Raw genomic sequence first — 20296 nt, 5'->3', positions numbered from 1 at the left:
TTCTCTGCTGTCGGCAGGCCCGCCAGACCGCACGAACGCACACGCAACAAAGGACGAAAACGAACCGTGGCCACTGAAACCGGCATCGAACCACATTACGATTCCCGCGATATCAAGATTCTGCGCGGGCTTGATGCCGTGCGCAAACGCCCGGGCATGTATATCGGCGACACCGATGACGGCTCGGGCCTGCATCACATGGTGTACGAGGTCGTCGACAACGCGATCGACGAGGCTCTGGCGGGCTACTGCGACCAGGTCAGCGTGACGCTGAACCCGGACAATTCCGTCACCGTGGAGGACAACGGACGCGGCATTCCGGTCGACATTCACGAGGAAGAAGGCGTGTCCGGCGCCGAGGTCATCATGACCCAGCTCCACGCCGGCGGCAAATTCGATCAGAGCTCCTACAAGGTGTCCGGCGGGCTGCACGGCGTCGGCGTATCCGTGGTGAACGCACTGTCCTCGCGGCTGGACCTGACGGTCTGGCGCGACGGCAAGGAGCATTTCGTACGCTTCGAGGACGGCGTTGCGCTGGCGCCACTGGAGCCGGTGGGCGACGCCGAGGGACGCACCGGCACGCGCATCACCTTCAAGCCGTCGGAAGAGGTCTTTACCGGGGTCGAGTTCAATCAGTCGACGCTGGAACACCGTCTGCGCGAATTGGCCTTCCTGAACTCCGGCGTACGCATCGTGCTGCGCGACGAACGCGGCGTGGAGACGCGTGAAGAGATCATGGAGTACGAGGGCGGCGTGAAGGAATTCGTCGCCTATCTGGACCGCTCGCGCCACGCGCTGCTGGCCGAACCGCTGCTCATCAAGGGCGAGCGGCTGCTCTCGGGCGCTCCCGTGACCGCGGACACCGACCCGAACGAGCCGCGCATCATCGTGGAAGCCGCGCTGTGGTGGAACGACAGCTACCACGAGAACGTGCTCTGCTTTACCAACAACATCCCGCAGCGCGACGGCGGCACGCATCTGGCCGGCTTCCGCGGCGCGCTGACCCGAACCGTCAACGCTTATGCGCACACCTCCGGCATCGCCAAGAAGGAAAAGGTGACGATCACCGGCGATGACGCACGCGAGGGGCTGACCTGCGTGCTGTCGGTGAAGGTGCCGGACCCGAAATTCTCCAGCCAGACCAAGGAGAAGCTGGTCTCCTCCGAGGTCCGCGCAGTCGTGGAGAGCATCGTCGGCGATGCGCTCGCCGCCTGGTTCGAGGAGCATCCGGGCGAGGCCAAGGCGGTCATGCACAAGATCGCAGAAGCCGCGGTCGCCCGCGAGGCCGCGCGCAAGGCCCGGGAACTGACGCGGCGCAAGGGCGCGCTGGACGTGGCAAACCTGCCCGGCAAGCTGGCCGACTGTCAGGAGCGCGATCCGGCCAAGGCCGAGTTGTTCCTGGTCGAGGGCGACAGCGCCGGCGGCTCGGCGAAGCAGGCGCGCGACCGCGCCACTCAGGCCGTCCTGCCGCTGCGCGGCAAGATCCTCAACGTGGAGCGCGCGCGCTTCGACAAGATGCTGTCCAGCCAGGAAATCGGCACGCTGATCACCGCGCTCGGCACAGGCATCGGCCGCGACGACTTCGATATCGAGAAGCTGCGGTATCACAAGGTCATCATCATGACGGACGCCGACGTCGACGGCGCCCATATCCGCACCCTTCTGCTCACCTTCTTCTACAGGCAGATGCCCGACCTGATCGAGCGCGGCAACCTCTATATCGCGCAGCCGCCGCTCTACAAGGTCAAGCGCGGCTCCTCGGAACAGTATCTCAAGGACGAGCGCGCGTTCGAGGACTACCTCATCGGCACGGGCATCGAGGACGCAGTGCTGGAACTCGGCACCGGCGAAAAGCTGGCGGGCAACGATCTGCGCGACGTCTGCGAGAAAGCCCGCGCCGCCGCGGGCGTGATTGACGGCATTCACAGCCGCTATGCACGCTTCGTCGTCGAGCAGGCCGCTATTGCCGGCGCCCTCAACGCCGATCTGCTGAGCGACCCTGCGGAGGCAGAAAAGGTCGCCACCGACATCGCCGCGCGGCTCGACCGCTGGTCGGAAGAGACCGAGCGTGGCTGGGAAGGGTCCGTAACGGATGACGGGCTGATGGTCACGCGCGAGGTGCGCAGCGTGCGCGAGGCGCACGTGATCGACAAGGCGCTGCTGGCTTCATCCGATGCGCGCAAGCTGGACGGGATGAAAGAGCATCTGGCCGAGATTTACGGTCAGCCGGCGACGCTGAAGCGCAAGGACACCGAGACGCCGATCTACGGCCCCCGCGGTCTGCTGGAAGAAATTTACGCCATGGGCCGAAAGGGCATCTCTGTCCAGCGCTACAAGGGGCTGGGCGAGATGAACCCGGACCAACTGTGGGAGACCACGCTCGACCCGGAGACACGCACGTTGCTGCAGGTGACCGTGCAGGAGCTGGACGAAGCGGACGAAACCTTCTCCGCGCTGATGGGCGATGTCGTGGAGAGCCGGCGCGAGTTCATCCAGCAGAACGCGCTCGAAGTCGCCAACCTCGACGTCTAAGCGCTTTTCAATCAGGATGAGACAGCTCGAAAATCGTCTTCACCGGACTTAATCCGGGAATCCAGCTTATAATGTCGATGGATCCGGCTATGGACGCCCGTGTGCCCCGGATCGCTGTCCGGGGACAGGCAAGCTCCGGCATGACGTCACGCTTATTGATCGAAAAGCTCTAGCGCGTCTGCTTTTCGACCGGAGCAGGCTGTTCGGCCTTGGCGCCAGCCGCGCCGCGCCCCTTCACCCAGTTCATAGCCAGGACCGCCAGCAGCACCGCCGCTCCGGCCGCTTCGACGGCGTAAACGGGATGGAAAACGGCGATGGTGGCCGGGACCACCAGCATCCGTGAAACAGGGTCCATGGGTGCAAACAGCCAACCCTCGATCGCAGCAGCGAACGCCACAAGCGCGAGGATCGCGATTGCCCCCGTCCAGAGAACGACGGGGATCGGACCGCCCAGAATAATCTCCGGATTATAGACCATGAAGACCGGGATCAGATACAGCCCCTTGGCGAACTTCCAGGCCTGAACGCTCGTCTCCATGGGCTTCGCTCCCGCGATCGCCGCGCCGGCGAAACCCGCAAGGGCGATTGGCGGCGTCACGTTGCTGTCCTGCGAATACCAGAACACCACCAGGTGCGCGATGATGAGCGGAATGCCGAACTCTTCCGTCAGCGCCGGACCGACGAGCACGATCAGCACGATATAGGCGGCCGTTACCGGCAGCCCCATCCCCAGCACCAGGCTCGCAACCAGCACGAGCGCCAGCGCGGCGACGAGATAGCCCCCCGAGAAGGCAACCATCATCGAGGAAAATTTCAGGCCAAGCCCGGTAAGGCCGACCACGCCGACAATGATCCCCGCCACCGCGCAGGCGACCGACACGCTGACCGCATTCCTTGCCCCCAGTACCAAGGCCGCTAGCATCATCTTCCCGCCATTCGCCAGCGCGCCGGAAATGCGGGCCATTGTGACGGGCGTGCCCGCCCGCGGCTCCAGGATGAAGATATCGATGGCCGCCCGTAGCGCGGAGACGCCGATCACCGACACGATCGCCCAGAAGCCCACCCGCATCGGCGACAAATCGTTGACGAGCAGCCAGATCAGGACACCCAGCGGGATGAGATATTGCCAGCCGCTGGCCAGCACCTTGGCCACCTGGGGAAGTTCATCGCGCGAAATGCCTTTCATGCCCGCCTTCATCGCGACAATGTGCACGAACAGGTACACGGTGCCGAGATACAGGACGGCCGGGAAGATCGACATGACAACGATGTCGATATACGGGATGCGGGTATATTCCGAGATCAGGAACGCGCCCGCGCCCATTAGCGGCGGCGTGATCTGGCCGCCTGTGGAGGACGCCGCCTCGATGCCACCGGCCTGCGCGGGCCGGTAGCCGAGCCGTTTCATCAGAGGGATTGTGAACGCGCCCGTGGTGACCACGTTGGCGATCGCCGAGCCGGAAATCGACCCCATGCCGGCGGATGCCAGCACCGCCGCCTTGGCCGGGCCGCCCGGCCGGCGCCCGACCGCGGCATAGGCAAGATCGATGAAGAACCGCCCGCCGCCCGTGACCTCCAGAAACGCGCCGAAAAGCACGAACATGAAGATGTAGGTCGCGGCGACTCCGAGCGGCAGACCGAAGATGCCTTCCTGCCCCAGATAGAGTTGGCCGACGAGCCGGTCGACCGAGTTGCCGCGATGCTCCAGGATGCCGGGCAGCCACTCCCCCAGCCCGGGGAGCGCGCCGCGCGAGCCAGCCAGCGCGTAGATGATCGCGGCGATACCGATCAGCGTCATGACGAGGCCGATGGCGCGGCGGCTGGCTTCCAGCACCGTGATGGTGGCGATGATCCCCATCAGGATGTCGGTTTCTGTCCAGAAACCGGCACGCATCACGATCGCGTCGATATTCCACGAGATGTAGCCGCCGCTGAGCGCGCCCGCCACAACCAGCGCCGCGTCGATGATCCAGCCAATGACGCCGCGCCCGCGCTGATGGCCCCAGATCGGATACAGGAGAAAGACGAGGACAAGGATGAAACCGAGATGGATCGGACGCTGATAGAACAGGCCAAGCGGCTCGACGCCCGCCGCGTAAAGCTGGAAGAGCGAAAGCGCGATTCCGACGGCGACGATGAGCAGCATTACCACACGCGGCTGATCGCTGCCGGGAAAGCGGATCTCAGCCGGGGGCGCCGATGTCGCGGTGTTGTCCAAGGCAGGCTCCTTCGGCGGAGACAGCGTCAGATGCAGGGTTAGAGCTTGAACAGCTTGGGCTGCGCCGGGTCAAGGCTCCTTTTGGCGAGGTGCCATCTGTCGGTGGCTTTCGCTTGCGCGCGCATTTTCTTAGCGAAGGTTCCGAAGCCTGATGGTGACGCGCTCGCCGGCCGCGATCGACGACAAGCGGTGTGTCTGGCCGCCGATTTCCAGACGGTGGCCGACCCGCTCCGCGCCGACGCGCAGCACCAACGCGTTGCCCGGAATTGGCTCATCTATCCCTTCGATCCAGTAGCCGCCCCCCGGTGCGGAAACGAGACGCCCGCCACGGCCTGCGACCGTGCCAAGACCAGCGGCGAAGTCGTGCAGGAAAGACCGCGCAAGGATCATTCGCCCGGCATCGTTGGTGAAACAGTCCGCGACCTTGCCGCCGGTGACGGAATGACGCCACCAAAGGCACCATTTGGCGCCAGCAGGGGCCGAGACTTCCACCAACGCGGCGCCATCAGCACGCTCGACCCGAAGCACCGTTTCGCCGTGGGCGGCCGTTGCGCCCGGCTCAGGGAGAAAAAGGGCGGCCGCAAGCAGCCGCCCCATGCCGTTCTTACGCTTACGGGCGAAGATCATCCGGGATGTCGGCGCCGATTTCCTCGTAGTAGCGCAGCGCGCCAGGGTGCATCGGAATCGGCGTGGAGTTGAGCGCGAACTCCACCGTGGTGTCGTTCGCCGCCGGATGCACCGCGATCAGTTCGTCGACATTCTCGAACATGTTCTTGGTGATCTGATAGGCGAGGTCTTCGTCCATCGCAGCATTGACCACCAGGACGTTCGGCACGGCGATTGTCGGGACCGGCTGCTCGATGCCCTCGTAAATGCCTTCGCGCAGCGTGTAGGCCGAGAAGACCGGCTCCGCCTCTTGCGCTGCAGCGACTTCTTGCTCGCTGAGCGGCACCAGCGCGATGTCGCGCGTGGCGGCGAGGTTCATTATCGAGCTGGTCGGCGGGCCGACGCTCCAGAAGCCGGCGTCGATATCGCCGTTGCGCAGCGCATCGGCGGTTTCGTTGAAGTTCAGGCGCTGCTCCTCGATGTCATCGTAGGTAATGCCATTGGCTTCCAGGATGCGGCGGGCATTGACCTCGGTGCCCGATCCCGGCGCGCCAACGGAGACCCGCTTGCCCTTGAGATCGCTCAGGCTTTCGATGCCACTACCTTCAAGGGTCACGATCTGGATCGCGTTCGGATAAATCGAGGCCAGCGCGCGCGCATCCACGGCGCGTCCCTCAAAGGCGCCAGTGCCCTCGTAGCCAGCCAGCACCGTATCGGCGAGCGCGATCGCCAGGTCGGCGTCCTGCCTCGAGATCAGCGCCATGTTTTCGACCGACGCTCCGGTCACTTCAGCCGTGGCGGATGCGCCCTCGACATGCCGGCCGATCAGTTCGGCCAGGCCGCCGCCATAGGGATAATACGTCCCGCCGGTGCCGCCAGTGGCGATTGACAGATCTTGCGCCTTCGCGGGCACGGCCATGGCCAGCGCGATGGCAACACTCATGAAGAGTCTTCTCATTGAGTGAAGTCCTCCCGTTTCGAAATAATTGCGGATTTGAAGCAATGCGGCCTCAGGGTGGGCGCCCAAATCGCCTGCCGCGCAGGCATGATCCATCGACCGCTGGCGCGATGTTATCGCCGCCAAGGGCTTGTGACAATGAATTCCTGACTAAAATATTCAACAATTCGGACGGGCAGCCGCAGCCGCGTCGAGGCGATCAGAACGCGAGTTCGGCCCAGATGGGCACGTGATCCGAGGGCTTCTGCCAGCTACGCGGGGCCTTGTCGATGTTGCAGGCCATAAGCCGGTCGGCCGCCTGAGGGGACAGCAGCAGGTGGTCGATGCGGATGCCGTGGTTCTTCTGCCAGGCGCCCCCCTGATAATCCCAGAACGTGTAGCGGTGCGGCTCGTCGCTGCTGGCGCGCCAGGCGTCGGTGAAGCCGAGATTGAGGATCGCGCGGAAGGCGCCTCGCGTTTCGGGGAGAAATAACGCGTCGTCGCGCCAGGCGTCGGGGTCGTGCACATCTTCCTCGGCGGGGATGACGTTGTAGTCGCCCGCCAGCACCAGCGGCTCCTCGTAGCTCAGCAGTTGTTCGGCGTGCGCCTTCAGCCGTGCCATCCAGTCGAGCTTGTAGTCGTATTTGGGGCTGTCCGCCGGATTCCCGTTCGGCAAGTAGATCGAGGCGACGCGCACCACGCCGCCGTCGCGCGAGATGACCGCTTCCAGATAGCGCGCCTGGTCATCCTCCGCGTCGCCGGGCAGACCGGGTCTAACGTCCTCCATAGGGAATTTCGAGAGGATCGCCACGCCGTTATACGTTTTCTGACCGTGTACGGCGACGTTGTAGCCCAGGTCCTCGAATGCCACGTGAGGAAACGCTTCGTCCGTGCATTTCAACTCTTGCAGGCAGGCGACATCAGGTTCCGCCTCACGCAACCAGCGCACGACATTATCGCGCCGGACCTTGATCGAGTTGACGTTCCAGGTGGCTATCTTCATGGCGAACAGCGGCGCTCTCCACAGGCGCGCGGCCATGGCGAACCGCGCGGGCAGTCGTCACACTAGACCTTGGCTGAACGCCGCGCTAGAGGTGGGATGAGAAAGCCACAGGCAACCGCAACGCGGCCTAGATGGAGAAGGATGTGCCGCAGCCGCAGGATGCCGTGGCGTTGGGGTTTTGGACGGTGAAGTGCGCGCCGATGAGATCGTCGACGAAATCGATCTCGGAGCCGCCCAGAAACTGGAGCGAGATCGGGTCGATCACGACCGTGGCGCCATCGCGCTCGATGACCAGATCATCCGGCTCCGGCTGGGAAACCAGGTTGAAGCCGTACTGGAAACCGGAACAGCCGCCACCGTCCACGCTGACCCGCAGGATCGGGGTCTCGGGCTCGGATGCGACGATCTGCGCAATGCGCTTCGCGGCGCGCGCGGAAAGCCCCACAGGTGTATTGGATTCGGTCTGTTCGAGCGTCGTCATGGGTGTTCAAATCGCATTCATACTGCCTCTATCACGTTAAAAATGGACGGGGGGCTGGAGCATGTCAATAATGGCCGGACGAGCAGGGACGGCTCCCGTCGGGCTGACCGCACCGCGGGAAAGGTGATCAACAATGCCAGTGGTTGATTATGCCGCAACAAACGCGCCGCCGTTGCCCTATCCGCATGAACTGGCACCGTACGCCACCGATGCGACCACCTCGCGCGGGCGTTTCCATCCCGAGCCGCCGAGCGCCGTGCGCACCGCCTTTCAGCGTGACCGCGACCGCATCATCCACTGCGCAGCTTTCCGCCGGCTCACCTACAAGACACAGGTGTTCGTCTATCATGAGGGCGATCATTTCCGCACGCGCCTGACCCATAGCCTGGAGGTGGCGCAGATTGCCCGGACGCTGGCGCGCTCCCTCAGGCTGGATGAGGATCTCGCGGAGACCATCGCGCTGGCGCATGATCTCGGCCATACGCCGTTCGGCCACGCCGGCGAGGACGCGCTGAACGCGGCGATGGCCGAATTCGGCGGCTTCGACCACAACGCCCAGAGCCTGCGTATCGTCACCAAGCTTGAAAGCCGCTATGCCAACTTCGACGGCCTGAACCTGAGCTGGGAGACGCTTGAAGGGCTGGTTAAGCACAACGGCCCGCTGCTCTCCCCAGGAGAGGCGGATGTTACAAAGGCGAACCTGCCCCACGCCATTGCCGTTTACTGCACAGAGCATGATCTCGAGCTGGAGAGCTATGCCGGGGCGGAGGCTCAGCTCGCAGCACTGGCCGACGACATCGCCTACAACAACCACGATATCGACGACGGCCTGCGTGCCGGACTGCTCACGCTGGATCAGGTCACCGAGGTTCCGCTCGTCGGCCGGCTGATCCGCGCCGTTCAGGGGGAATACCCCGACATCGCCCGCGACCGGCTGATCTACGAGGTGAACCGCCGCCTGATCACAGTGATGATCTTCGATCTGATGGAACAGACGCGCCGTCGGCTGGCCGATCTGGCGCCGCGCACCGCCGAGGACATCCGCCGTGCGCGGGAGCCGGTCGCCAGCTTCTCCGACCAGATGCTGACCGAGATCGCCGAACTACGCGCGTTCCTGCACGCCGAGCTCTACCGGCATCCGCGCATCGCCGGGACCATGGCGCGCGCGAAAACGGTGCTCAGCGAATTGTTTCATCACTATATGGACAAGCCGGAGGATCTTGAGCCCGGATGGCGCGAGAAGGCCTTCCAGAGCGCGTCGAAAGACCGGGCCCGCTGCGTCTGCGACTTTATCGCCGGCATGACCGACCGCTTCGCTCTCCACATGCACGGGCGCCTGTTTGACGGACGCACGGAATTGCGATAACCGAAGCCGCGAGCGGGCTTGAGGAAGGGCGAAGCGGGCGTCCCGATCCAATATGTATCTTGGACAGCCTTGATGCGCCAACCACGGCTCCGGCCGGCCCGGAGCCGAGTGAAACTTGTGATCCGATGAACATTTTCAGCCATTTCCAGGCGCGGGTGGCGGACGCGGCGAAGGCTCTCGAAGCCGAAGGCGTGCTACCCGCAGGAGCGAATATTGGCGCCGTCTCGGTCGAGCCGCCGCGCGATCCGTCCCATGGTGACCTCGCCACCAACGCCGCACTGGTGCTGGCCAAGCCGGCGGGGCTAAAGCCGCGCGACCTGGCCGAGTCCTTCAAGGCCAAGCTGGAGACGGGCGAAGGCGTCAAATCGGTCGAGATTGCAGGGCCGGGCTTTATCAACCTCACGCTGGAGAACGGCTTCTGGGCCGGGCTGGTGCGGGCGATCCTTGAAACCGGCGAAGACTACGCGCGCAGCGACATCGGCTCAGGCACCAAGGTCAACGTCGAATATGTCTCTGCCAACCCCACGGGGCCAATGCATGTCGGGCACTCGCGCTCGGCCGTGTTCGGCGACGCGCTTGCCAACCTGCTCGACTTCACAGGCTACGACGTCACCCGCGAATACTACATCAACGACGCCGGCGCGCAGGTGGAGGTGCTCGCCCGCTCGGCCTATCTGCGCTACCGCGAGGCGCTGGGCGAGGACATCGGAGAGATCCCGGAAGGCTTCTATCCCGGCGATTATCTCGTGCCGGTCGGCAAGGCGCTGGCGGAAGAGCATGGCGACGCCCTGCTTGAGGCCGACGAGGCGACCTGGCTGCCCATCGTGCGCGACAAGGCCGTCGGCATGATGATGGACACCATCCGCGATGACCTCGCGGCGCTGGGCATCCACCACGACGTGTTCTTTTCCGAGAAGTCGCTGACCGAAGATGGCGACAAGGTCGCTCAAACGATCGCGGATCTGGAAGCACAGGGCTACGTCTATCACGGCCGGCTGGCCCCGCCGAAAGGCAAGGTGCCAGAGGAGTGGGAGGACCGCGAACAACTCCTGTTCAAGGCGACCGAGTTCGGCGACGACACCGACCGCCCGCTGGTGAAGGCCGACGGCAGCTACACCTATTTCGCCGGCGACATGGCCTATCACCGCGACAAGTTCAAGCGCGGGTTCCGCCAGATGATCGACGTGTGGGGCGCGGACCATGCCGGCTACGTCAAGCGGATGCAGGCGGCGGTGAAGGCGCTCACGGGAGGCGAAGGCGAGCTGGACGTGAAAATCTGCCAGCTCGTGAAGCTATTCCGCGGCGGCGAGCCGGTGAAAATGTCAAAGCGCGCCGGCACCTTCGTGACGCTGCGGGATGTCGTGGACGAGGTCGGCGCGCCGTCAATGCGCTTTATCATGCTGTTCCGCAAGAATGACGCGCCGCTCGACTTCGACTTCGAGAAGGTTCAGGATCAGTCAAAGGACAACCCGGTCTTCTATGTTCAGTATGCGCACGCGCGGGCGCAGTCGGTATTCCGCAACGCGCAGGCCGACATCCCGGAATTGGACATCAGCCGCGAGGCGCTGCTGGGCGCTAATTTTAACCTGTTGAGTGATGATTTCGAACTGTCGCTGATCAAGCGGCTGGCCCATTTCCCGCGCACGGTCGAATCCGCGGCCCACGCGCACGAACCGCACCGAATCGCGTTTTATCTACATGACGTAGCAAGTGACTTTCATGCGCTCTGGAATCGTGGCAAAGAGTCGCCACAATCAAGATTCATTCTTGAGCGTAACAAAAATGTAACCATAGCGCGTCTGGCACTCGTTGCCGCCGTCGCGGATGTGCTGCGGACCGGTCTGGGAATACTCGGCGTCGAAGCCGTCAATGAAATGCGTTAACGGCGTTCTCGCGCGCCATCCGGCGCGGGCGTCTCGTTGATGCGCCCACAGGCGCAGCCGGACAGCTTCAAACCTTCTTCAAGGCGAGGGGAACAATATGCCACGATCAGACGACTCCAACGGATTTCCGCCAGGGCGTCTCCGCCGGCCATACCCTCGGCACGGCGGATCCGAGTGGGGTGGCGAAGAACCCTCGGGTAACGACTGGCGCTATCCCGATCCGGCGGAGCGCTACAGCCAGGGCTACGACAGCTTCGATACGCCGCCATCGCGGGATCCCTACGGCGATGAATGGCAGAGCGGCCCGGCGCATGACGAGCGTTTCGATACCTCTGGCGGCTTTCCGGGCGCAGGTCAGGAGCCGTCCTGGTCTGAGCAGCACGACCCGTTCGACTGGGATGCGCCGGACCCGCCCGAGGAGAGCGGCTGGCGCCCTGCCCCTTACCCAGGCGAAACGCAGGACTATGGCGGTGACACCTTCGCTGGCCGGGATCCGTGGGCCGCAGAGGACGAAGACTTTGAAGCCCCACGCCGTAGCACGCCGCATCAGCCGGCCGCGCGCGATGACAGCCTGTTTCGCCGCATCGACGGCTCGGTACAGGAGCCCGACCTCTCTGCCCTGACCAATCGCGCCGCTCCGGATGTCGACCCATTCGCCGCTGGCGCGGGCCGCGACCCATCCGAGCTGCGCGACCGCTTCTTCACACGCACCGGCGAGTTCGACGAGCCCGCCGCAGAGCCTCATGCAGACGCGCCGCGCGCCAACATCTTCGACTTCGAGGCGCACCGGGGTGACACGCGCCACGCCCAACTCGACGACCCGTATAGCTGGGACGCCTATGATGACGAGCCGGCGATGCCCGCCCCCGATGCGGCTGCGCCGGCGCACGATGATCCCTATGCAGAGGATTACGATCCTTATGACCCGTATGCGGAGGATCCGCATCTGCACGCCGAGGAAGACCTGGACGCGGATTTCCTCGATGACGAGCCGGAAGTCTACGAGGAGGAGCCGGTCCAGCAGCCCAAAAGCCGCCGAAAGCTGATGGTGGCGGGCGTTCTGGTCGCCGCGGTCGCGACCGGCGGGGCTGCCGCCTTCCTCTACAAAAGCTATCAGGATGGCAGCATCGGCTCGGGTGATGCGCCCACATTGCTGGCCGAGGACGGCCCGGTGAAGAGCAAACCTTCCGACCCCGGCGGCAAGGAGTTCCCGGACGGCAACAAGCAGATCTATGACCGCCTCACGGGCGATTCGCCCGAGCCGGCCCAAGATGCACAGGCGAGCGGGGGAGAGGAAAGCACCGGCACCACTTCAATTCCCGGGATCGTGACCACGGGCGCGGAAGCCCCGGCCGACACGCTGGATGAGCGGATCGCCGCAGCCTTACGGAAGTCGGGCAAGGCGGCGAATGACACACAGGCGGCGGCGCCGGCTGACCCGAACTCACCGCGCCCGGTCCGCACGCTGACCGTGCGCCCGGACGGCTCGGTGGTTCCGGCCCAGGGCGCCCAGGGCGCGTCCGCGAACACCGCGGAAAACCTTCCAGACGATTCGGAAACCGTGACGACGGCGGGTATCGTGGCGACGACCGGGAGCGGCTCCAGCGCAGAACCGGCGCCCGAGCAAAGGGAAGAGGCGAGCGCCTCTGAGCCGCAGACCGAAAGCGCCTCACAAGCGCCAGACCCGGCCCCGCGCCCGGAGCGCGCCGAACCGCGCCCGGAGGAAACGCAGGTCGCCTCGGCCGAGCCCGCGACGACGTCGAGCACACAGCCGTCGACGACCGCTGCGAACCCGTACTTCATCCAGCTTGCCGCGCGACGGGACCAGACGTCGGCGCTCGCCGCATTCGCCGATCTGCAGCAGAAATATCCGAACATCCTCGACGGCCTTGCCCCCACCATCAAGCGCGCCGATCTGGGAGACAAGGGCATCTGGTACCGGCTGTGGGTTGGGCCAATGGATTCGCGCGGGAATGCGCAGGATGTCTGCGACAAGCTGAAACAGGCCGGTCTCGGCGGCTGTTTCGTCCGCACGGAGTAACGCGCGTCACCATCCTCAGCGCCAGGGCGCGCCAACAGTTATGAAGACAAGTTCGGGCCTGCGGGCCTTCATCTGCGGATGCCGCGACGAGCGCCTCCGTCCTGGAGAGCGCGCCTTCTTCCGCGAGGCCCGCCCCTGCGGCCTTATCCTGTTCAAGCGCAACTGCCGCTCGCCCGAGCAGGTTCGTGCGCTTGTGGACAGCTTCCGCGACGCTGTGGGCAGGGAAGACGCTCTGGTGCTGATCGACCAGGAGGGCGGCCGCGTACAGCGCCTCGGGCCACCGGTATGGCGCGCCTATCCGCCCGCCCGCGCCTTTGATGCTCTTTATCGACGTAATCCGCAGACGGGATTGGCAGCCGCACGCGCCTGCGCCGAACTGATGGGCCGTGAGCTGGCCGCACTTGGGATCAACGTGGACTGCGCCCCGGTGCTCGACGTGCCCGTCCCTGGCGCGCACGACATCATCGGCGACCGCGCTTACGGCGATACGCCTGTGCAGGTCAGCGCCATCGGCCGGGCCGTCGCGGAGGGCCTCTTGCGCGCGGGTGTGTTGCCGGTCATCAAGCACTTGCCAGGGCATGGCCGCGCACGCGTCGACAGCCACAAGGCGCTGCCGCAGATCGAGGCCGATCTCGACACGCTGCGCCTGACCGACTTCGCGCCGTTCGCTGCCCTGCGCGACATGCCGCTGGGCATGACAGGGCATGTCGTGCTCACTGCGGTCGACCCGCACCGCGCGGTCAGCGTTTCGCCGGAGGCGATACGACGGATCATCCGCGGCGAGATCGGCTTCGAGGGGCTGCTGATGTCCGACGACATCGGGATGCGCGCGCTCACCGGCCGCGCCGGGCGCAAGGCCGAAGCCGTGCTCAAGGCCGGCTGCGACGTGGTCCTCCACTGCAGCGGCAATCGGCGCGAGATGGAGGCTGTCGCCGCTGTAACCCCCGAACTTCACGGCAACGCGCTGGCCCGTTTCCACGATGCGCGCGCCCGGATCGCGCCCGAACCGACGTTCAATGCCGACGCCGCCGAGGGTTATTTGCGAGAAGCGCTGGCCGTATCGGCGTGAATCGGCCAGAATGCGCAGCGAATCGCGTTGTCAAGCGTGCGCACAAGCAAGCAGGACAATTGAATGGCAATCGAAAACAGCTCCGCGTCGGACGCCGACGGCTGGGAGCAGGAGGCGGAGGACCGCGCCCCCGAAGAAGTCCTCGTCGTCGCACTGGATGGCTTTGAAGGCCCGCTCGACCTGCTCCTGAGCATGGCGCGCAAGCAGAAGGTCGACCTCTCCAAGATCTCCGTTCTGGCGCTGGCCGAGCAGTACCTCTCCTTCATCGCGCAGCTCCGGCAGATGCGCCTTGAGATCGCGGCCGATTATCTCGTGATGGCGGCGTGGCTTGCCTATCTCAAGTCGCGTCTGCTTCTGCCCAAGGAAGAGGAAAAGACCGACGAGCCGAGCGGACAGGAACTGGCGGCGCAGCTCGCCTTCCGCCTGAAACGGCTGGAGGCCATGCGCGAAGCGGTCAAGCAGATCATGAGCCGCAAGAAGCTGGGCGTGGAGGTCTTCGCACGCGGCCAGCCGGAGGGCATCCGCACGGTGCGCTCGCCGCGCTACACCGCCACACTCTACGACCTGCTGAAAGCCTACGCCGAGCAGCGCAGGCGCACGGCGACCATGCCGCATCAGGCCGGCGGGCGCACAGTCTGGTCGATCGGCGACGGGCGCAAGCTGCTCACGCGCCTGGTCGGGCCGATTGCCGAGTGGGCGCCGATCGAGCAGTACCTGTCCGACTATCTGCCCCGCGAGGACGAAGGCCGCTCGGCTCTGGCCAGCACATTCGGCGCGACGCTTGAACTCACGCGCGAGGGGTATCTGGAACTGCGTCAGGCCACGCATTTCGGGCCGATCCATTTGCGCTGGCTGTGCGAGCCGCCGAGCGAAGAGGATGCCGAGAAGGAGGCCGAAACGCCCCCCGAGCAAAGGGAGAAGATCGCTTGAACAACGATCAGATGCACGACCGCAGTGCGATGCTGCCGCTGGAACTGCCATCGAACGTCACGCGGCTGCCCTCGGCGGAGCGGCGGGAGAAGCTGCGGATTCTCGAGGCGCTGCTTTTCGCGGCAACCGAGCCCTTGGATATTCCGAGCCTGCGCCAATATTTCGATCAGGGTGAAGACATCGACGCGCTGATCTCTGAGCTGCAGGGGCACTATGCCGGGCGCGGGGTGAATATCGTGAAGGTCGCCGGCGGGTGGCAGTTTCGCACCGCTGAGGATCTGGCTTTCATCCTGGAGCGCCATTCGGTAGAGCAGCGCAAACTGTCGCGCGCGGCGCTGGAGACACTGGCAATAATAGCCTATCACCAGCCTTGCACCCGGGCGGAAGTCGAGGAAATCCGTGGGGTAAGCACCTCGAAAGGCACGCTGGACGTGCTGATGGAAACGGGCTGGATCAGGATGCGCGGACGCCGCCGTGCGCCGGGGCGGCCGGTGACATATGGGACGACGGATGCATTCCTGGAGCATTTCGGCTTTGACAGCATCCGTGACCTGCCGGGTCTGAACGAACTGAAAGGCGCGGGTCTGCTGGACAGCAACCTACCGCCCGGATTTACGGTGCCGGAGCCGGACGACTCGCTGACCCTCACGGCGGAAGAGGACCCGCTGGAAGAGGAAGACGAGCAGGACGGTGAGGACTACGGTGACGAGGAGCCGCTGGCCGAGGATGACGAACAGCCGGAGGACGCGGAGTCGAAGGACCGCCCGGCCGCTTCGGGACAGGCCGACGGCGCGGGGTAGCACTTTCGGGCGTATTGATGGAGTGATGCGTTGAGATCGCAGTTCATGTTCGCACAGCGCGCGGAACACGGCGTCGGGCTGTCGACGCATACCAACCGGCGGGCGACCGCGTCGTTCCCGGCCAGCGTCAAGCTGGAAAACGTCTGGCGACGGTTTGGTGATCTGGTCGCCGTGCGTGACGTTTCGCTGGACGTTGCCCCGGGCGAAATTCTCTGCCTTCTCGGCCCGTCGGGTTGCGGCAAGACGACGCTCCTGAGGCTCGTCTGCGGCCTAGAGACGCCCGATGAAGGCCGCATCCTCATTGACGAGCGCGAGATGTCCGGCCCGGCCGCCAACGTGCCGCCGGAAGCGCGCGGCGTCGGACTGATGTTTCAGGATTTCGCCCTGTTCCCGCACATGACGATTCTCGAGAATGTGGCCTTTGGCCTCCAGGCAATGGAGCGCAACACAGCGCTGGCGGAGGGGCGCAGGGCGCTGGAGCGCATGGGGCTCGGCGCCTATGCGGACGCATACCCGCATGTGCTCTCCGGTGGGCAGCAGCAGCGCGTCGCGCTGGCTCGTGCCATCGTGCCGCGGCCACGCGTGATGATGATGGATGAACCGTTCTCCGGTCTCGACCCGCGGCTGCGCGCCTCGATGCGCGAGGAGACGCTGGCGATCCTCCGCGAAACGCACACAACCTGTATCATTGTCACGCACGAGGCCGAAGAGGCCATGCTTCTGGGCGACCGCATCGCGGTCATGCGCGGCGGCGAGATCGTCCAGGCAGGCACGACGCAGGAGATTTTCGATCATCCGGCTGATCTGTTCGTCGCCGAAATGATGAGCGAGATCAACGTTGTGCCATGCAAGGTTTCAGGCGGTGTGGCGCGGGGACCGCTCGGCTCCTACCCGTCAAGGACCGAGGTCAGCGGCGACGCGCTGATGTGCTTCCGGCCGCGCGTGGTGCGTTTCAGCCATGAGGCTACGGCCATCCCCGCGCAGGTCTGCGGCACGCGTTCGCTTGGCGACGAGACGGTGGTGGAGCTGGGGGTCGAGGGCATCGACACGCCGCTGCTTGCCCGCACCAGCGCGCCATTCGAGGCCGAGCCGGGCGGCTGGGTCGGCATCGAGGTGCCGAGCGAGAAGGTGCACATCTTCCCGGCGAACCATCAGGTTCCTGCCAGCCTCGACCGATAGGTGTAGGCGAGTGCTGTTGCAGGTGTGCAGCCTTTCTGTTTAAGTGATGGTATATAGGGGACGTGCATGACACGTTCCTTGGACGAAGCGCGTTTAGGAGACAGACACGTATGGCGCCGAGTTGGTTTCAAATCCTGATCGTGGTGGTGCTGCTGGTGCTGCTGTTTGGTCGGGGCAAGATCTCTGAGCTGATGGGCGATGTCGCGAAGGGCATCAAGAGCTTCAAGAAGGGGATCTCGGAAGACGAAGAGAAGTCCGAAACGGCTCACAAGTCCATCGAGCACGACGCCGGAAGCGACGCCGAGACGAAGCGGCACACGCGTGAAGAGGCCAACACCAGCAGCTAGGGCTGACGCCGGCACCGGCCCCCGCGGCACGGGTGCACAACACGCGTTGGCGCTCCGGCGGCGACAGCCGTTCGGCGCGCGGATCGGTCTTTTAGCGGGTATCGCTCTTCATGTTTGACATCGGTTGGACGGAACTTCTGGTCTTGGCGGTCATCGCGATCCTGATCGTGGGGCCCAAGGACCTCCCGCGCATGCTCTATTCGCTGGGGCAGGCGGTCGGCAAGATGCGCCGACAGGCCGACGAGTTCCGTCGTCAGTTCAATGAATCGATGCGCGAAGCGGGCATGGACGAAGTCCGTAACGACATGAAGAAGATGAGCGATCTCAATCCGGCCAACCAGATCCGCAACGAGATCGAGAGCACCTTCAGCGACAACCCGACACGAAGCGCCGGTACCGCGAGTGGCGGGCAGACCGCGTCTTCAGGCGACACCAGCACCAGCCAGCCATCGGAAGGTGACCTTCTGGCGGAGCCGGAGAGCGCGGCCAAGACCGAGCAGCCCGCGCAGACGGACCAATCCGCTTCCGAGCCCGGTCCCGCCGAGCCGCAGCCGGCGCAAGAGCAGCCGCGCGGCGACCCGAAACCCGTCGGCAATCGCAACGCCAATGGCGCCGCCGAAGCCAAGGATGCGGTGAGCTAACCTTTCGGAGACAGGCCGGTGGCCCAGCGGGACGACATCAACGACATCGATGCCAGCAAGGCGCCGCTCATCGAGCATTTGATCGAGCTGCGCCAGCGGCTGATGTGGGCGGTCGTCGCGATCCTGGTCGGCTTCGTCCTGTGTTTCACGTTCGCCACGGAAATCTACAACCTGCTGCTGGTGCCGTATCAATGGGCGGTCGGTCGGGACGTGCCGATCGACATGATCTACACCGCACCGCAGGAGTTCTTCTTCACGCAGCTCAAGGTGGCGTTGTTCGGGGCGATCTTTCTCGCCTTCCCGATCATCGCCGTGCAGCTCTACATGTTCGTCGCGCCCGGCCTTTACCGGCATGAGCGCAAGGCCTTCCTGCCCTTTCTGATCGCAACACCGGCTCTGTTCCTCGTCGGCGCTGCGCTGGTCTACTTCGTCGTCATGCCGCTGGCGATGCAGTTCTTCCTGTCGATGCAGCAGACCGGCGATGCGCAGGTGAAAATTCAGCTCACCGCGCGGGTCAGCGAATATCTTTCGCTGATCATGACGCTGATCCTCGCCTTCGGCTTCTGCTTCCAGCTTCCGGTGCTCCTCACGCTGATGGGCCGGGCGGGGCTGGTCAACGCAGACGGCCTTCGCCGCAAGCGCAAATACGCCATCGTGGGCGTTTTCGCGGCCGCGGCTTTCCTGACGCCACCTGACCCGATCAGCCAGATCGGTCTCGCGCTGCCGACGATCCTCCTCTACGAGCTTTCGATCATCTCGGTCGCCTATGCCGAGCGCAAGCGCGCCGAGGCCGCGCCCGACGCGGACGTCGACTGATCCCGGATCGCGACCAAACCGAAATCCTGAACCCCGCTGGACGCGCGGCCTCACGCGGCTTATAGCTGTGGCCAAATTCGCCGGCCCGGCGCTTCTCGCGCGCGACGGGCCGCCACCGGTCCCACACAAAATCGAGGGGGCAAGAGACGTGTTCGATCCGAAATGGATACGGGAGAACCCCGAAGCGTTCGATGCGGGGCTCGCCAAGCGCGGTCTGGAACCCCATTCCGCCGAGATCATCGCGCTCGATGACGCGCGCCGGGGCATCGTCACCCGGCTGCAGGAAGCGCAGACCCGGCGCAACGCCGCCTCCAAGGAAATCGGCAAGGCAAAGGCCAGTGGCGACGAGGCACGCGCCACGGCGTTGATGGACGAGGTCGCCAGCCTGAAAACCAGGCTGCAGGAGGGCGAGGAAGAATTGCGCCAGGCTGAAGCCAGGCTCAACGAAGCACTCGCCGCGATCCCCAACCTGCCGCTCGACGACGTCCCGGTCGGCGAGGACGAGACCGACAACGTGCTCGTGCGCGAATGGGGCGAAAAGCCGGGGTTCGACTTCACGCCGAAGGAGCATTTCGACATCGGCGAGGGGCTCGGGCAGATGGACTTCGAGACCGCGGCGAAGCTCTCCGGCTCGCGCTTCGCCGTGCTGCGGCGGGATCTGGCGCGGATGGAGCGGGCGCTTGCCGCTTTCATGCTCGACATCCACACCGCCGAGTTCGGCTACAACGAGGTAATCCCGCCCTTTCTCGTGCGCGATGACGCGATGTTCGGCACGGGTCAGCTTCCGAAGTTCGCCGAGGACCTTTTCCACACGGAGGACGGCTATTGGCTAATCCCTACGGCTGAAGTCTCGCTGACCAATCTCGTGCGCGAGAGCACCGTCGGCGAGGACGAGCTGCCGATGCGCTTCACCGCATGGACGCCGTGCTTCCGCGCCGAAGCCGGCGCGGCTGGCAAGGACACGCGCGGCCTGATCCGCCAGCACCAGTTTTCCAAGGTGGAACTGGTCTCGATCACCACGCCGGACCAGTCGCTCGACGAGTTGGAGCGCATGACATCCTGCGCGGAGGAAATCCTCAAGCGTCTCGGCCTGCCCTACCGCATCATGACCCTGTGCACGGGCGACATGGGCTTTGCCGCGCGCAAGACTTACGACATCGAGGTGTGGCTGCCGGGGCAGGCGCGCTACCGTGAGATTTCTTCCTGCTCGGTCTGCGGCGAGTTTCAGGCGCGGCGCATGAACGCGCGCTACCGGGCCGGCGAGAAGGACTTGCGGTTTGTCCACACGCTGAATGGCTCAGGGCTGGCGGTCGGACGCACGATGGTCGCGATTCTGGAAAATTGTCAGGAATCGGATGGCAGCGTGCGTGTGCCGGAGGCGTTGCAACCCTATATGAACGGGCTGGATCGGATCGAAACGGCGTGACGCCGCGACTGCCCCGGAGAA

At 64.8% G+C, this 20296-nt stretch carries 17 protein-coding genes; 12 read left to right on the top strand and 5 right to left on the bottom strand.

Features of this window, described 5'->3' with window-relative positions:
* The first annotated feature begins 66 nt into the window (after nt 1–66).
* A complete protein-coding gene (gene gyrB, locus BXY53_RS03620) occupies nt 67–2532 on the top strand; it encodes a DNA topoisomerase (ATP-hydrolyzing) subunit B (protein ID WP_119060541.1) in 2466 nt (821 codons plus the stop codon).
* 169 nt (nt 2533–2701) lie between these two features.
* Here gyrB and BXY53_RS03615 read toward each other — a convergent pair whose 3' ends face one another.
* The 5 genes from BXY53_RS03615 to erpA form a co-directional block, all read right to left on the bottom strand.
* Complete coding sequence (locus BXY53_RS03615; RefSeq protein ID WP_245410342.1) at nt 2702–4750, bottom strand: TRAP transporter permease; 2049 nt, start codon at nt 4748–4750, stop codon at nt 2702–2704.
* Between the two features lie 129 nt (nt 4751–4879).
* Nucleotides 4880–5377, bottom strand: coding sequence for a DUF1850 domain-containing protein (locus BXY53_RS03610; protein ID WP_210209134.1), 498 nt, complete (start codon nt 5375–5377; stop codon nt 4880–4882).
* The gene (locus BXY53_RS03605) at nt 5361–6314 is read right to left on the bottom strand and encodes a TAXI family TRAP transporter solute-binding subunit (protein WP_119061750.1); all 954 of its coding nucleotides are present in this window, start codon (nt 6312–6314) and stop codon (nt 5361–5363) included. Before BXY53_RS03605 ends, BXY53_RS03610 begins: the two co-directional genes overlap by 17 nt.
* A 199-nt stretch (nt 6315–6513) precedes the next feature.
* Nucleotides 6514–7296 carry an exodeoxyribonuclease III gene (xth, locus tag BXY53_RS03600; protein ID WP_119061749.1) on the bottom strand — a complete coding sequence of 261 codons (783 nt, stop codon included), beginning with the start codon at nt 7294–7296 and terminating at the stop codon, nt 6514–6516.
* 127 nt (nt 7297–7423) lie between these two features.
* Complete coding sequence (erpA, locus tag BXY53_RS03595; protein ID WP_119060540.1) at nt 7424–7777, bottom strand: iron-sulfur cluster insertion protein ErpA; 354 nt, start codon at nt 7775–7777, stop codon at nt 7424–7426.
* A gap of 133 nt (nt 7778–7910) precedes the next feature.
* On the opposite strand from erpA, the gene BXY53_RS03590 reads away from it, so the two are divergent.
* The 11 genes from BXY53_RS03590 to serS all read left to right on the top strand — a co-directional run bounded on the left by BXY53_RS03590 (nt 7911) and on the right by serS (nt 20275).
* Nucleotides 7911–9143 carry a deoxyguanosinetriphosphate triphosphohydrolase gene (locus BXY53_RS03590; protein WP_119060539.1) on the top strand — a complete coding sequence of 411 codons (1233 nt, stop codon included), beginning with the start codon at nt 7911–7913 and terminating at the stop codon, nt 9141–9143.
* Nucleotides 9144–9268: 125 nt separating this feature from the next.
* Nucleotides 9269–11026 carry an arginine--tRNA ligase gene (argS, locus tag BXY53_RS03585; protein ID WP_119060538.1) on the top strand — a complete coding sequence of 586 codons (1758 nt, stop codon included), beginning with the start codon at nt 9269–9271 and terminating at the stop codon, nt 11024–11026.
* 97 nt (nt 11027–11123) lie between these two features.
* Nucleotides 11124–13067: an SPOR domain-containing protein gene (locus BXY53_RS03580; RefSeq protein WP_119060537.1), complete on the top strand. Its 1944-nt coding sequence runs from the start codon at nt 11124–11126 to the stop codon at nt 13065–13067.
* A 40-nt stretch (nt 13068–13107) separates the two neighbouring features.
* Nucleotides 13108–14136, top strand: coding sequence for a beta-N-acetylhexosaminidase (gene nagZ, locus BXY53_RS03575; RefSeq protein ID WP_119060536.1), 1029 nt, complete (start codon nt 13108–13110; stop codon nt 14134–14136).
* 63 nt (nt 14137–14199) lie between these two features.
* Nucleotides 14200–15066 (top strand): segregation and condensation protein A, encoded by an 867-nt coding sequence (locus BXY53_RS03570; RefSeq protein ID WP_119060535.1) that lies wholly within the window; start codon nt 14200–14202, stop codon nt 15064–15066.
* A complete protein-coding gene (gene scpB, locus BXY53_RS03565; protein ID WP_425359178.1) occupies nt 15063–15866 on the top strand; it encodes an SMC-Scp complex subunit ScpB in 804 nt (267 codons plus the stop codon). The genes BXY53_RS03570 and scpB overlap by 4 nt, the downstream gene beginning before the upstream one ends.
* Nucleotides 15867–15896: 30 nt before the next feature.
* Nucleotides 15897–17045: an ABC transporter ATP-binding protein gene (locus BXY53_RS03560; RefSeq protein WP_245410341.1), complete on the top strand. Its 1149-nt coding sequence runs from the start codon at nt 15897–15899 to the stop codon at nt 17043–17045.
* 110 nt (nt 17046–17155) lie between these two features.
* Nucleotides 17156–17392: a twin-arginine translocase TatA/TatE family subunit gene (locus tag BXY53_RS03555; RefSeq protein ID WP_119060533.1), complete on the top strand. Its 237-nt coding sequence runs from the start codon at nt 17156–17158 to the stop codon at nt 17390–17392.
* Nucleotides 17393–17502: 110 nt separating this feature from the next.
* On the top strand, nt 17503–18033 hold the full coding sequence (gene tatB / locus BXY53_RS03550; protein ID WP_119060532.1) for a Sec-independent protein translocase protein TatB: 531 nt from the start codon (nt 17503–17505) through the stop codon (nt 18031–18033).
* Nucleotides 18034–18051: 18 nt separating this feature from the next.
* The gene (gene tatC / locus BXY53_RS03545; RefSeq protein ID WP_210209133.1) at nt 18052–18849 is read left to right on the top strand and encodes a twin-arginine translocase subunit TatC; all 798 of its coding nucleotides are present in this window, start codon (nt 18052–18054) and stop codon (nt 18847–18849) included.
* A 148-nt stretch (nt 18850–18997) separates the two neighbouring features.
* Complete coding sequence (gene serS, locus BXY53_RS03540) at nt 18998–20275, top strand: serine--tRNA ligase (protein ID WP_119061746.1); 1278 nt, start codon at nt 18998–19000, stop codon at nt 20273–20275.
* Nucleotides 20276–20296 lie beyond the last annotated feature (21 nt).

Source organism: Dichotomicrobium thermohalophilum (assembly GCF_003550175.1).
Taxonomy (GTDB): domain Bacteria; phylum Pseudomonadota; class Alphaproteobacteria; order Rhizobiales; family Rhodomicrobiaceae; genus Dichotomicrobium; species Dichotomicrobium thermohalophilum.
This window is presented reverse-complemented; position numbering and strand designations above follow the sequence as displayed.

What these genes read in the sequence shown, in the direction of transcription:
- BXY53_RS03610 (WP_210209134.1), bottom strand. Translation starts at nt 5,377, where the DNA reads ATGATCTTCGCCCGTAAGCGTAAGAACGGCATGGGGCGGCTGCTTGCG.
- BXY53_RS03605 (WP_119061750.1), bottom strand. Translation starts at nt 6,314, where the DNA reads ATGAGAAGACTCTTCATGAGTGTTGCCATCGCGCTGGCCATGGCCGTG.
- xth (WP_119061749.1), bottom strand. Translation starts at nt 7,296, where the DNA reads ATGAAGATAGCCACCTGGAACGTCAACTCGATCAAGGTCCGGCGCGAT.
- erpA (WP_119060540.1), bottom strand. Translation starts at nt 7,777, where the DNA reads ATGACGACGCTCGAACAGACCGAATCCAATACACCTGTGGGGCTTTCC.
- BXY53_RS03590 (WP_119060539.1), top strand. Translation starts at nt 7,911, where the DNA reads ATGCCAGTGGTTGATTATGCCGCAACAAACGCGCCGCCGTTGCCCTAT.
- argS (WP_119060538.1), top strand. Translation starts at nt 9,269, where the DNA reads ATGAACATTTTCAGCCATTTCCAGGCGCGGGTGGCGGACGCGGCGAAG.
- BXY53_RS03580 (WP_119060537.1), top strand. Translation starts at nt 11,124, where the DNA reads ATGCCACGATCAGACGACTCCAACGGATTTCCGCCAGGGCGTCTCCGC.
- nagZ (WP_119060536.1), top strand. Translation starts at nt 13,108, where the DNA reads ATGAAGACAAGTTCGGGCCTGCGGGCCTTCATCTGCGGATGCCGCGAC.
- BXY53_RS03570 (WP_119060535.1), top strand. Translation starts at nt 14,200, where the DNA reads ATGGCAATCGAAAACAGCTCCGCGTCGGACGCCGACGGCTGGGAGCAG.
- BXY53_RS03555 (WP_119060533.1), top strand. Translation starts at nt 17,156, where the DNA reads ATGGCGCCGAGTTGGTTTCAAATCCTGATCGTGGTGGTGCTGCTGGTG.
- tatB (WP_119060532.1), top strand. Translation starts at nt 17,503, where the DNA reads ATGTTTGACATCGGTTGGACGGAACTTCTGGTCTTGGCGGTCATCGCG.